The sequence below is a fragment of the Microbacterium thalli genome, assembly GCF_028737325.1.
In the GTDB taxonomy this organism is placed as follows: Bacteria; Actinomycetota; Actinomycetes; order Actinomycetales; family Microbacteriaceae; genus Microbacterium; species Microbacterium thalli.
Genome location: NZ_JAQZCH010000001.1, coordinates 1,377,599 through 1,390,950, shown reverse-complemented (window position 1 = coordinate 1,390,950; position 13,352 = coordinate 1,377,599). Strand labels below are relative to the sequence as shown.

Annotated in this window: 10 protein-coding genes; 6 read left to right on the top strand and 4 right to left on the bottom strand. The window is 71.4% G+C overall.

Annotated elements, in window-relative coordinates; genetic code table 11:
* Positions 1-17: 17 nt before the first annotated feature.
* Together PUW82_RS06750 and ispG are read right to left on the bottom strand one after the other, a co-directional pair.
* Positions 18-1,088, bottom strand: coding sequence for a hypothetical protein (locus PUW82_RS06750; RefSeq protein ID WP_274221513.1), 1,071 nt, complete (start codon positions 1,086-1,088; stop codon positions 18-20).
* Positions 1,089-1,180: 92 nt separating this feature from the next.
* Complete coding sequence (ispG, locus tag PUW82_RS06745) at positions 1,181-2,311, bottom strand: flavodoxin-dependent (E)-4-hydroxy-3-methylbut-2-enyl-diphosphate synthase (protein ID WP_274221763.1); 1,131 nt, start codon at positions 2,309-2,311, stop codon at positions 1,181-1,183.
* A 229-nt stretch (positions 2,312-2,540) separates the two neighbouring features.
* On the opposite strand from ispG, the gene PUW82_RS06740 reads away from it, so the two are divergent.
* Entirely contained in the window at positions 2,541-4,475 is a 1,935-nt protein-coding gene (locus PUW82_RS06740) for an anthranilate synthase family protein (RefSeq protein ID WP_274221512.1), read from the top strand.
* A gap of 45 nt (positions 4,476-4,520) precedes the next feature.
* Here PUW82_RS06740 and PUW82_RS06735 read toward each other — a convergent pair whose 3' ends face one another.
* On the bottom strand, positions 4,521-5,825 hold the full coding sequence (locus tag PUW82_RS06735) for a M50 family metallopeptidase (RefSeq protein ID WP_274221511.1): 1,305 nt from the start codon (positions 5,823-5,825) through the stop codon (positions 4,521-4,523).
* A gap of 57 nt (positions 5,826-5,882) precedes the next feature.
* Between PUW82_RS06735 and PUW82_RS06730 the strand changes: the two genes are divergently transcribed.
* From PUW82_RS06730 to pflA, 5 genes are all read left to right on the top strand, one after another.
* Entirely contained in the window at positions 5,883-6,470 is a 588-nt protein-coding gene (locus tag PUW82_RS06730) for a hypothetical protein (RefSeq protein WP_274221510.1), read from the top strand.
* Positions 6,471-6,531: 61 nt separating this feature from the next.
* Entirely contained in the window at positions 6,532-7,224 is a 693-nt protein-coding gene (locus tag PUW82_RS06725; RefSeq protein ID WP_274221509.1) for a DUF1775 domain-containing protein, read from the top strand.
* Between the two features lie 70 nt (positions 7,225-7,294).
* On the top strand, positions 7,295-8,902 hold the full coding sequence (locus tag PUW82_RS06720) for a Mur ligase family protein (protein ID WP_274221508.1): 1,608 nt from the start codon (positions 7,295-7,297) through the stop codon (positions 8,900-8,902).
* A gap of 182 nt (positions 8,903-9,084) precedes the next feature.
* On the top strand, positions 9,085-11,358 hold the full coding sequence (pflB, locus tag PUW82_RS06715; RefSeq protein WP_274221507.1) for a formate C-acetyltransferase: 2,274 nt from the start codon (positions 9,085-9,087) through the stop codon (positions 11,356-11,358).
* Positions 11,359-11,372: 14 nt separating this feature from the next.
* Positions 11,373-12,176, top strand: a complete 804-nt coding sequence (gene pflA / locus PUW82_RS06710) for a pyruvate formate-lyase-activating protein (protein WP_274221762.1) — start codon at positions 11,373-11,375, stop codon at positions 12,174-12,176.
* Between the two features lie 46 nt (positions 12,177-12,222).
* On the opposite strand, the gene dxr is transcribed toward pflA, so the two are convergent.
* Positions 12,223-13,308 (bottom strand): 1-deoxy-D-xylulose-5-phosphate reductoisomerase, encoded by a 1,086-nt coding sequence (dxr, locus tag PUW82_RS06705; protein ID WP_274221506.1) that lies wholly within the window; start codon positions 13,306-13,308, stop codon positions 12,223-12,225.
* Between the last annotated feature and the right edge of the window lie 44 nt (positions 13,309-13,352).

Below are 13,352 nucleotides of genomic sequence, written 5' to 3'. Positions count from 1 at the left end.
GCTGAGCGCGGGGCCGGTCACGACGACAGCGACGTCATGATGCGTCCGACGATCTGCACGGCAAGGTCGGGGTTCTGTGAGTAGAGGCTGACGACGTTCGTGCCGTCCGTCGCGAACACGATGCTCGCCCCGTACCCCTGGTCGACGGCGAACGCATCGGCCGCACCCTCGACATCGACGGCACGCGAGGAGTTCTCGGCATCGGCACGCAGCTCGTCCCATTGCCACGCCAGCCCCGGGGCGACGTATGGCGTCAGGTAGTGGAATTCCCACGCCTCGGAGTCCGGGTGCTCGGGGTCGGTGAAGAGCGGGCAGCCCGCGAGCACGCCGGCGGCGCGGAACAGGTCGTCTTCGGGCTCCGCCTTGCCCTCCCAATGCCCGTGCACGTACGGGCCGATGAGCTCGTCGAGCCGGATGTCGCGCCCGAGCGATTCGCAGTCGGGTATCGACCAGACCTGATCGGTCAGCGTGATCGGACGGGCCCGCCCGACGGTGCTTGCGAGGTTCTCCGCGACGGCGTCGATCGCGGAGGCGAGCAGCTCGCGAGGAGGTTCGGGCACCGCGTCGCCGACGGAGGCGCTCACCCAGCTCTCCCCGGCAGTTCGTCCGAGGCGACAGGCGCTGGTTCCGTAGTTGGATTCGCAGACCGCGACGGAGTACTTCGCCGCGTACTCCTTCGGCACCGAGGATGCGGGGAGGACCATCACGGTGAGGACCCGCAGTCCGTCCGGAAGGTCCGCGCCCTCGGCGGCGTACCAGGTGCAGCCGAGCCCGCCGAGCGTCCCGGCGACATCCACTCGAATGGGAAGGGGACGATCCGGCTCCATCTGCTGCGCATGCTCCTCCGCCGTGCGTGAACCCACGCCGAGGATCGCGTCACGTTGATCGGTCGTCAGCATCTGCGCGCAGTCGCCGTCGAACGCCGGTACCGGTCCGGCATCGGGCGTTTCAGAGGGCGTGGGCGTCGGGCTAACCTCGAGTGTGGGGGTCGCCGTCGGCGTATCGGCGACGGGCGCGGGCGTCGCACAACCCGCCGTCAGGGCACCGACGAGGGCGAGCGTGAGGACGGCGATACGGCGGCGCGGCATGACAACACTGTGTCAGCACAGCCATACGCGCAGCGGCATCCGGATCCAAGCCGTTACCGAATCGACGTCGGATCGACCCGGGTGGTCCCGCGTCAGGCGGTGACGACCTGCGCGGTGCCCAACGGCGCGTCGGGGCCGAGCTCGTCGGCGATGCGGCGGGCCTCTTCGATGAGGGTCGCGACGATCTCCGACTCGGGCACGGTCTTGATGACCTCTCCCTTGACGAAGATCTGACCCTTGCCGTTGCCCGACGCAACACCCAGGTCGGCCTCGCGGGCCTCACCGGGTCCGTTGACGACGCAGCCCATGACGGCGACGCGCAGCGGAACGGTCATGTCCTTCAAACCCTCGGTGACGTCGTCGGCGAGCGTGTAGACGTCGACCTGTGCGCGTCCGCACGAGGGGCACGAGACGATCTCGAGCTTGCGCTCACGCAGGTTCAGCGACTGCAGGATCTGGTGGCCGACCTTGACCTCCTCCGCCGGCGGTGCCGACAGCGACACGCGGATGGTGTCGCCGATGCCCTCGCCCAGCAGGATGCCGAACGCCGTCGCGCTCTTGATCGTCCCCTGGAAGGCCGGACCGGCTTCGGTGACGCCGAGGTGCAGCGGCCAGTCGCCGCGCTCGGCGAGCTGGCGGTAGGCCTTCACCATGACGATCGGGTCGTTGTGCTTGACCGAGATCTTGAAGTCGTGGAAGTCGTGCTCTTCGAACAACGACGCCTCCCACACGGCGCTCTCGACGAGCGCCTCGGGCGTGGCCTTGCCGTACTTCTCGAGCAGGCGACGGTCGAGCGACCCCGCGTTGACGCCGATCCGCAGCGAGACCCCCGCAGCTGTGGCCGCGCTCGCGATCGCACCGACCTGGTCGTCGAACTTGCGGATGTTGCCCGGGTTGACGCGGACAGCCGCGCAGCCGGCGTCGATCGCCTGGAACACGTACTTCGGCTGGAAGTGGATGTCGGCGATGACGGGGATCTGGCTCTTCTTGGCGATGATGTGCAGCACGTCGGCGTCGTCCTGCGAGGGCACTGCCACACGGACGATCTCGCAGCCGGATGCCGTCAGCTCGGCGATCTGCTGCAGGGTGGCGTTGATGTCGGTCGTGGGCGTCGTCGTCATCGACTGCACGCTGACCGGGGCGCCACCACCGACGAGCACCCGCCCGACACGGATCTGCCGGCTCTTGCGGCGCGGGGCGAGAACGTCGGGAATCTGCGGCATCCCGAGATTGACTGCTGGCACGCGCTCAGCCTACGCGGCGGTGCCCCGCCCGGGCTGGGAACGGCGCGCGCCGGGCGGGTGTGATAATTTCGCCCCATGCGCACGCGCTTCTCCTGGTGGCACACCGCTTAGGCGGTGTGTCCGACGTGCACACGACAACAGACCGCCCGGCGACGAAGGCCCGGCGGTCTTTTTCGTGGGGCGGACGCCCCGACGACGAAAGACGACGATGACCTCCTCGACGCTGACCGATCTCGCCGCGAGCGGCGAGCCGTTCGCCCTCATCGCTCGCGACGGCGCCACCGTGGAGGTGCTGCGAGGCGACGTCGTCGACGTCGACCTGCTGGGCGACATCCCCCTGCACGACGGCGACGGCACGCCGCGCGAGGTCCTCGCGCTCGTGCCGTTCCGTCAGGTGGTCGAGCGCGGCTTCGTCTGCCACGACGACGGCGCTCCCCTGCGCTGCCTGCGCGTCACCGACCACGGATCGATCCCGCTCGCGGAGGCTCTGCGCGAGCTGCCGTCCGAGCGGATCCCCCTCGGCGACGCCGGCTTCGACATCTCCGACGACGAGTACGCCGACATCGTCCGCCGCGTCATCGCCGACGAGATCGGTCGCGGCGAGGGCGCGAACTTCGTCATCCGCCGCGACTTCACCGCGACCGTCGACACCGACCCGGTGACGGCCGGGCTCACCTGGTTCCGCGCGCTGCTGCAGCACGAGCGCGGGGCGTACTGGACGTTCCTCGTGGTCACGGACGGTCATGTCGCCGTGGGCGCGAGCCCCGAGGCGCACGTCAGCGCGCACAGCGGTCCGCCCGCTGAGCCGGGCACGAGCATCGTGACGATGAACCCGATCTCGGGCACCTTCCGGCATCCCCGCGGCGGGGCGACCGCCGAGACGTTGACCGAGTTCCTGTCGTCGACCAAGGAGACCGAGGAGCTCTTCATGGTCGTCGACGAAGAGCTGAAGATGATGTCGGCGGTCTGCTCCGACGGCGGCCGCATCACGGGCCCGCATCTGAAGGAGATGTCGCGGCTGACCCACACCGAGTACATGCTCCGCGGCTCGAGCACCATGGACCCTCGCGACATCCTGCGCGAGACGATGTTCGCCCCGACGGTCACCGGCTCGCCGATGCAGAACGCCTGCACCGTCATCGCCCGGCACGAGCGCTCGCCCCGCGGCTACTACTCCGGAGTGGCGGCGCTGTTCACGCCGACCGTCGACGGCGGTCATGACCTCGACGCGCCGATCCTCATCCGCACGGCTTACCTCGTCGACGGCCGACTGCGGGTGCCGGTGGGCGCGACGCTCGTGCGGCACTCCGACCCGGCCGGCGAGGTCGGCGAGACCCACGGCAAGGCGGCGGGCGTGCTCGGTGCGATCGGCGCCGTCGACCGCGACGACGCTCCGGCCGCCGTGCCGGTCGCGACGGCGATCGACGAGGACGCGCCCGCGGACGCCCCCGCCCCCCGGTTGGGCGACGACCCGACCATCGCCGAGCTCCTGGCCTCGCGCAACGCGCGCCTGGCGCAGTTCTGGCTCGATCCGCAGGCCGCTGAGGGCGGGCCGTTCGCCGGGCGGGATGTGCTGGTCGTCGATGCCGAGGACCGTTTCACGACGATGCTCGGACACCAGCTGCACCACCTCGGCTTCCGGGTCGACATCCGGACGTGGAGCGAGGTGACGGATGCCGCTGTGGACGAGGCCGGTTTCGTCGTCTTCGGTCCCGGACCCGGTGACCCGCGCGACGGCGCCAGCGCCCGCATCGCGCGCATGCGCGACCTCGTGGCACGGCGCGCGGATGCGCTTCGCCCCCTGCTGGCCGTCTGCCTGAGCCACCAGATCCTGGCCGACCGGGTCGGGCTCGATCTCGCGCCGCTCGCCTCACCGCACCAGGGCCTGCAGAAGCAGGTGGATGTCTTCGGCGTGCCGTCGTCGATCGGGTTCTACAACACCTTCACGGCGCGCGTGCCCGCGGGCATGCAGCACCTCGGCGAGACCGAGATCGCGGCGGACGCGGCATCCGGCGACGTCTACGCCCTGCGCGGGCCGGGCTACGCCTCGGTGCAGGGGCACCTCGAGTCGATCCTCTCGCGCGACGGCCTGCCGACGCTCGAGCGACTGATCGGCTTCGCCCTCGAGCCCGCTCAGGCCTGAGCGCGTTCAGCGCGGAGGTCCTGCGGCGTCGGGCACTGCGGCGCGTCAGCCCAGGATCGAGATGGGGTTGAAGACGTCGGCGAGGATGAGCGTCCCGCCCATCACGATCAACCCGATCACGACGACGAATGTCACCGGCACGAGCTTCGTGGCGTCCACCGGGCGCGGCGCCGGCCGTCGGGTGATGCGCGCCCACGCGCGCTTGATCCCGTCCCAGAGGGCCACGACGACGTGCCCGCCGTCGAGCGGCAGCAGCGGCAGCAGGTTGAAGACGAACAGCGCGATGTTCAGCGAGCCCAGGAGGCTGATCAGGTCGAGCACGCGGTCTTGGATCGGCGCCTCGGTCGCGGCGACCTCGCCCGCGATGCGCCCGGCACCTACGACCGACAGCGGCCCGTTCGGGTCGCGCTCCGCGCCGGTGACGAGCGTGACACCGGTCTCGTAGACCTTGACCGGCAGCTGCCAGATGACGCCCGCGACCGCGCCCACGCGATCGACCGCCGCCTGCGGCCCGGCCCACAGGGGCTGGGGCTCGTTGATGCGCGTGCCGCTCATCCCCACGAAGCCGACCTCGGCCTGCGTCGTTCCCCCGTCGGCGGTCGCCACGAGCCGCTCCGCCCGGACGGGCGTGACGGTGAGCTCGACACGCTCGCCCTCGCGCTCGACGACGATCGGGATGCTGCGACCCGGCGCGTCCTGGATGATCGCGGTCGCCGCAGCGAACGTGTCGACCTCGGTTCCGTCGACGGCGACGATGACGTCACCGGGGCGGATGCCGGCTGCCGCAGCCGGCGAGGTCGGGTCTCCCGCCTCGCAGGCCGTGCGATCGGCGCCGGCGGGAAGCACGCACTCGTTGACCGACGCGACCGTCGGCGAGACGGCGGGCAGGCCGATGGCGCTGAGGGCGACGCCGAAGAGCACCATCGCGAACAGCAGGTTCATCACGGGGCCACCGAGCATGATGACGACCCGCTTCCAGACCGACAGCTGGTAGAAGGCCGGGCGGGTGTCGCCCTCGACGAGGGTCTCGGCGTTGGCGTCCCGCGCGTCCTGCACCATCGTGGCGAAGAATCCGCCGCCGGCCCGACCGGCCGCGCTCTGCCCCTCGAGGGCGGGCGGGTACATGCCCGACATCGAGATGTAGCCGCCGAGCGGCAACGCCTTCACGCCGTACTCGGTCTCGCCGAATCGACGCGACCACAGGGTCGGACCGAAGCCGATCATGTAGCGCCCGACGCGCAGGCCGAACGCCTTCGCCGGAACGAGGTGACCGATCTCGTGCAAAGCGATCGACACCGCGAGCCCGACGACGAGCAGCACCACTCCGATGGCGAAAGCGAGGACATCCACGAGCGGTGAGGCTACCGGTCGAGCCTTTGAATTGCCCGGGCCCCTAAACTCGGACCCATGGACCGGCCGGGGGGTGCGCACGCTCGGCGTCTGCGCGCCGGCCGCGGCGCCGGGTCGGCAGCGATCGCCACCGTGCTGGCGGCCACCGCACACACCCTCTCGGGCGGGCTCGCACCGCTCTGGCTGATCGCCGCTGCCGCTCTGCTGGCCACGCCGGTGTCGGTGTGGCTGGTCGGTCGCACGCCGTCCTCGGGGCGAACGGCGCTCGTCGTGCTCGCCAGTCAGGGTCTGTTCCACACCTTCTTCTCCATCGCCGGGTCGGCGAACCCGGGGGCGGCCTCCGCGCACCTGCATCCGGGATCGCAGCTCGCCCTCGCGGCGGGGTCGCACGCGCATGCGGCGAGCCCGTCGATGACGGCGACCCACGTCGCTGCCGCGGCGCTCACGATCCTCGCGCTCGTCGTGGGCGAACGCGCCATCGGGGCGATCGCCCGCGGGATCCGTCGCGTCGAGCGGCTGCTGTCGCCGGTGGCGCCGGTCCCCGCTCTCCTGCGGCTGACGCCCGATCGCCGGCGGCGGTTCGTGGTCGCCCGCCCGGTCCGCTCCTTCCTCTCGCTGCGGGGTCCGCCGGTCGCGACCGCGTGACCATCGACCCACCCCTTGTGCGGCGCCGCCCGACGCGGCCCGCCCGTTCCGAGAGAGAACCATGTCCCGCATCACTCCTGCGCGCCGCCGCGTGCGCACCCTGGCCGGCGTCACCGCCGGCGCCGCCCTCGCCCTCGCGCTGCCGCTGGCCGCGTCGGCGCACGTCCACGTCACGCCCGAAGAGGTCGCGGCGAACGGTTCGACGCGCATCGACTTCGCCTTCAGCCACGGCTGCGACGGATCGCCCACCACCGCGCTCGTCGTCGACATCCCCGCCGAGGCCCAGGGCGCGACCCCTGTGGTCGACGGCGCCTGGACCATCACGACCGAGGCCGGCGAGTCCGGCATCCCGACCCGCATCACGTACACCGCCGTGACTCCCGTGCCCGACGCCTACGCCGCGTCGGCGGGCATGAACGTGATCTTCCCCGGATCCGCGGAGGGCGAGAGCTTCGCCTTCCCCGTGACGCAGCAGTGCGAGGCCGGCGAGGCGGCGTGGGTCGAGATCGCCGAAGACGGGCAGGACCCGCACGACCTCGAGTACCCCGCGCCGGTGGTCGTGGTGGGAGCGGCCGCGGACACCGAGCACGGCGGCCACGCGAGCGGTGAGCACGGCGATGACACCGCGGCCGACGCCGAGAACGCCGCCGCGGCGGCGCCCGCCGCAGACCCGCTGCCGGTGTGGCTCTCGGCCGGCGCCCTCGTCGTCGCCGCGGCCGCTCTCGTGCTGGCGATCGCCCGACGCCGCGCCTGACCATCGTCCGGGCGGGAGGGTCGTCGGACCCGCCCGCCCGGACCTGCCTGGAGTGGCAGAATGGTCGGCAATGCCTACCGACGCCTCGAACCTTCCTCCCGTCCTGCGCCCCGCGCGTCCGCCGCGCCGCGCGCTGGCCGACCTGGCCGCCCGTGTCGGCGGCCGTGTCGTCGGCGACGCCGACGGCGTGACCGTGACGGGGATCACCCTGGCCACCGCCGACCTGCGAGCCGGCGAGGCCTTCGTGGCCATCCGCGGCGGAGCACGCCACGGCGCCGAATTCGCGTCCGTCGCCGCCGACCGCGGAGCCACGGCCATCGTGACGGATGCCGCGGGCGCGGAGATCGCCGGCTCCGCCGGGCTGCCGATCGTCGTCGTCGACGATCCGCGCGCGGCTCTGGGCGACCTGTCGGCTTGGGTCTACGGCACCGGTCGCGACGACGAGCTGCCCGTCCTGTTCGGCACCACGGGCACGAATGGCAAGACGAGCGTCTCGCACCTGCTCGAGGGCATCCTCGGGCAGCTGGGGGCGGTCACGGGGCTCTCATCGACCGCCGAGCGCCACATCGCCGGAGAGGTGATCGTCTCGCGACTGACCACGCCCGAGGCATCCGAGTTCCACGCCCTGCTCGCGCTGATGCGCGAACGCGGCGTCGAGGCGGTCGCCGTCGAGGTGAGCGCGCAGGCGCTGACGCGCCACCGCGTCGACGGGGTCGTCTTCGACGTCGCCGGGTTCACCAATCTGTCGCACGACCACCTCGACGACTACGGCGACATGGCCGAGTACTTCGAGGCCAAACTGCCGCTGTTCCGCGCGGACCGGTCGCGCCGCGGCGTCGTCTGCCTCGACTCGGCCGCGGGCTCCGACATCGTCGCGCGCGCCGACATCCCGGTCGTCACGATCGTCACGCCGGCGATCGCCGACGACCCGACCCAGACGGCGGACTGGACCATCGACATCGTCGAGGAACGCCAGGACGGCACGCGCTTCCGACTGCGCGGCCCCGGCGACCGCGAGCTGACCACGACCGTGCCCGTGATCGGGCCGCACATGGCCGCCAACGCCGGGCTCGCGATCGTGATGCTCCTCGAGGGCGGCTACGCGTGGGACACGATCGTCAGCGCGCTCGACGGATCGGTGATCGACGCTCACCTGCCCGGACGCATCCAGCGGGTCTCGGGCGATCGCGGCCCCGCGGTGTACGTCGATTTCGGGCACTCCCCGGACGCGTTCTCGAAGACCCTCGCCGCCGTGCGCCGCGTGACCCCGGGCCGCGTCCTCATGCTCTTCGGCGCCGACGGCGACCGCGACAAGACCAAGCGCCACGACATGGGCGCGACCGCCGTGCTCGGCAGCGACATCCTCATCGTGACGGATCACCACCCGCGGTTCGAGGATCCCGACGCCATCCGCGCCACGCTGCTCGAGGGCGCCCGCAACGCGCGCCCGGATGCCGACATCCGGGAGTCCTCGCCGCCCGAGCGGGCGATCGTCGACGCGGTGTCGCTCGTCGGCGAGGGCGACGCGATCCTGTGGGCCGGCCCAGGACACCAGGACTATCGCGACATCCGCGGGCAGCGCACGCCGTACTCGGCGCGCGAGCTGGCCCGCCGGGCGCTGCGGGATGCCGGGTGGCCCGTGCCCGAGCCGAGCTGGTCGGTGCCGTACACCGACTGAGCGCGTTTGTGGTCAGACCACTGTGAAAAATCAGCGGCATCCATAGCTCCTGTAGTCGTCGTGCATGATCCGCATCGTGCTCCGCGCGCGGGCGTAGCGTCGGCCTCAGGCACGCCGCGGCAGGCACGACCAGCGCCTCCCCCGCTCCCCGGCGGGCCTTCCGACAGGACGAAGGACCCACGATGAGCACAGTCATCCCGACCTCGACAGCACACGACGACGATGCCGTTCCCGCGGCGTGGGAGGGGTTCGCCCCGGGCCCGTGGCAGGACGACATCGACGTTCGCGACTTCATCCAGCGCAACTACGAGCCCTACACCGGCGACGCGTCGTTCCTGGTCGGACCGACTGCCCGCACCACGGGACTGTGGGGCACGCTGAGCGAGATGTTCCCCGCCGAGCGCGAGCGCGGCGTCTACGACGTCGATGCCGCGACCCCTTCGACGATCACCTCGCACGCTCCGGGCTACATCCGACGCGACGACGAGCTCATCGTCGGACTGCAGACGGACGCGCCGCTGCGTCGCGCCATCATGCCCAACGGCGGGTGGCGCATGGTCAAGGGCGCCCTCGAGACCTACGGCTACCCCGTCGACCCGACGCTCGAGACGATCTTCACGCGCTACCGCAAGACGCACAACGACGGCGTCTTCGACGTGTACCCGCCCGCCGTGCGCCTCGCCCGCAGCAGCCACATCATCACCGGCCTGCCCGACGCCTACGGTCGCGGACGCATCATCGGCGACTACCGGCGCGTCGCGCTCTACGGCACGACGGCCCTCATCGCCGCCAAGAACGTCGAGCGCGCCGAGCTCGACATGCACCCATCGACGGAGAACATCCTGCGCTCGCGCGAGGAGAACGCGGAGCAGATCCGGGCCCTGCACGAGCTGGCCGAGATGGCGGCCTCGTACGGGTTCGACATCACCCGGCCCGCCGCCACCGCCCGCGAAGCGATCCAGTGGCTGTACTTCGCGTACCTCGGCGCCGTGAAGGAGCAGAACGGCGCGGCGATGAGCTTCGGCCGCAACACCGCCTTCCTCGACGCCTACATCCAGCGCGACATGGCCCGCGGCGCGCTCACGGAGGTCGAGGCTCAGGAGCTCGTCGACGACCTGGTCATCAAGCTGCGCATCGTCCGGTTCCTCCGCACCCCCGAGTACGACTCCCTGTTCTCGGGCGACCCGACGTGGGTCACCGAGTCGATCGGCGGCGTCGGCGAGGACGGCCGGACGCTCGTGACCCGCACCGCGTTCCGGTTCCTGCAGACGCTGTACAACCTCGGCCCGGCGCCCGAGCCGAACCTCACGGTGCTGTGGACCGACGCGCTGCCGGAGGGCTTCAAGGAGTTCTGCGCCCAGGTGTCGATCGACACCTCGTCGATCCAGTACGAGTCGGACGACCACATCCGCGCCCTCTGCGGCGACGACGCAGCGATCGCGTGCTGCGTGTCGCCCATGACCGTCGGCAAGCAGATGCAGTTCTTCGGCGCACGGGTCAACCTCGCCAAGACGCTGTTGTACGCGATCAACGGTGGCCGCGACGAGGTCAGCGGCAAGCAGATCGCTCCCGCTGCGTCCCCCGTGGCCGGCGACATCCTCGACTACGACGATGTGCGCGAGCGCTTCCGCGGAATGATGGAGTGGCTCGCCGAGACCTACGTCGACGCGCTCAACTGCATCCACTTCATGCACGACAAGTACGCGTACGAGCGGCTCGAGATGGCCCTGCACGACGGCAACGTCCTGCGGACCATGGCCTGCGGCATCGCGGGGCTGTCGGTCGCGGCGGACTCGCTGTCGGCGATCAAGTACGCGCGGGTCGAGCCCGTCCGCGACGCCTCGGGTCTCGTCGTCGACTACCTCGTGCACGGCGACTTCCCCACCTTCGGCAACGACGACGACCGGGTCGACGAGATCGCCCGCGAGCTCGTGTCGGACTTCATGACGATGATCCGCAAGCACGAGACGTACCGCGACGCCGTCCACACCCAATCGGTGCTGACGATCACCTCGAACGTCGTCTACGGCAAGGCCACCGGCAACACTCCCGACGGCCGACGCGCCGGCCAGCCCTTCGCCCCGGGCGCCAACCCGATGAACGGTCGCGACACGCACGGCATGCTCGCCGCGGCCCTGTCGGTGGCGAAGCTCCCGTTCGACCAGGCGCAGGACGGCATCTCGCTCACCACGACGGTCACGCCGGGCGGCCTCGGTCGCACGGCGGAGGAGCGGGTGCGCAACCTCGTCGGGCTGCTCGACGCGCAGATGGGCTCGGACGGCTACCACCTCAACGTCAACGTGCTCACGCGCGAGACGCTCGAGGACGCGATGGAGCACCCGGAGAAGTACCCGCAGCTGACCATCCGGGTCTCCGGTTACGCGGTCAACTTCGTGCGACTGACTCGCGAGCAGCAGCTCGACGTCCTCAGCCGCACCTTCCACACGGGAGTCTGAGTCCCGTGTCCGCCATCCTGGTGCCGGGTGCACCGAGCAACGCTGATCTGTGCGACGCCCCGCGCGATCGTCTCGCCGCACGACGATCCGGGCAGATCGCCAGCGTGCATTCCTGGGAGCTCGTCACTTCCGTGGACGGTCCCGGCACCAGGATGACCCTCTTCCTCGCCGGCTGCCCGCTGCGCTGCCAGTACTGCCACAACCCCGACACGTGGCGGCAGCGCGACGGCGAGCTGACGGCCCTCGACGACATCCTCGCTCGCATCCGCCGCTACCTGCCGGTCTTCCGGGCGACGGGCGGCGGGCTGACGATCTCCGGCGGCGAGCCGCTGCAGCAGGCCGCGTTCGTCACGCGGCTCGCGCGGGCCGCGGCCGACCTCGGCGTCCACGTCGCGATCGACACCTCCGGCAACCTCGGCCGCGCGGCATCCGACGCCCTGCTCGACGACCTGTCGCTGGTGCTGCTGGACGTCAAGTCCGGCCTTCCCGAGACCTACCGCGAGGTGACCGGCCGCGAACTGCAGCCGACGCTCGACTTCGGCGACCGCCTCGCCGCGCGCGGTGTGCCGGCGTGGATCCGCTTCGTGCTCGTCCCCGGCCTGACCGACGCCCCCGAGAACGTGGATGCCGTCGCCGACATCGTCGCGAGATGGTCCAACGTGCAGCGGGTCGAGGTGCTGCCGTTCCATCAGATGGGCACGTCGAAATGGGAGCGCCTCGGCATCCCCTATCCCCTGGCCGGACGCGAGACGCCCGATGCCGGACTCGTCGCCCACGTGCGCGCGCAGTTCGCCGCGCGCGGCCTCACCGTGTACTGACACCGACATGACACGCCCCGGGCGCGCCGGGTGGGTGCGCCCGGGGTCAGGATGCCGCGGCGATCGCGCGATCCGCCGCTGACCGCGCCCACGACTCCGCCGCGGCGAGGCTCTCGCGGCTGAGCTCGGTCGGCGGCTCGTGCCTGTCGACGACGCGCTCGATCGTCTCGACGATGCCCGGGAAGGTCAGCGCGCCGGCGTGGAAGGCCTCGACGGCCTGCTCGTTCGCGGCGTTGAAGACGGCCGGGTAGGTCGCCCCGGCCCGCCCGACGCTCTTCGCCAGCGCGACGGCGGGGAAGGCCTCGCCATCGAGCGGTTCGAAGGTCCAGGCGGTCGCCCGCGTCCAGTCGATCGGCGCTCCGACGCCGGCCACACGGCGCGGCCAGTCGAGCCCGAGCGAGATCGGAAGCCGCATGTCGGGCGGCGAGGCCTGCGCGATCGTCGATCCGTCGACGAACTCGACCATCGAGTGCACGACCGACTGCGGATGCACGACGACGTCGATGCGGTCGTAGCCGATACCGAACAGCAGATGAGCCTCGATCACCTCGAGGCCCTTGTTGACGAGCGTCGCGGAGTTCGTCGTCACCACCCGGCCCATGTCCCACGTGGGATGCGCGAGGGCTTCGGTCGGGGTCACATCGACGAGCTCGTTGCGGCCGCGACCCCGGAACGGGCCCCCGGATGCCGTCAGCACGAGCCGTCGCACCTCGGTGTGCTCACCCGCACGCAACGCCTGCGCGATCGCGGAGTGCTCGGAGTCGACGGGCACGATCTGGCCGGGCCGGGCGAGCGAGGTCACGAGCTCGCCGCCCACGATCAGCGACTCCTTGTTCGCCAGGGCGAGGATCCGACCGGTTTCGAGGGCCGCGAGCGTCGGCCCGAGCCCCACCGATCCCGTGATGCCGTTGAGCACGACATCCGCGTCGACATCGCGCACCAGGCGCTCCGCGTCGATGGCGCCGAGAGCCGTCTCGCGCACGCCGAACCGTGCCGCTTGCTCGGCGAGCAGCCCGCCGTTCGAGCCAGCGGCCAGGCCCACGACGGCGAACCGGTCGCGGTTGGCGTCGATGACGTCGAGCGCCTGCGTTCCGATCGATCCGGTGGAGCCGAGGATGAGGACGCGACGCATGCCGTCAGCCTAGGCGTTCGTCGCCCGGAGGCCCCGAGCCCGAC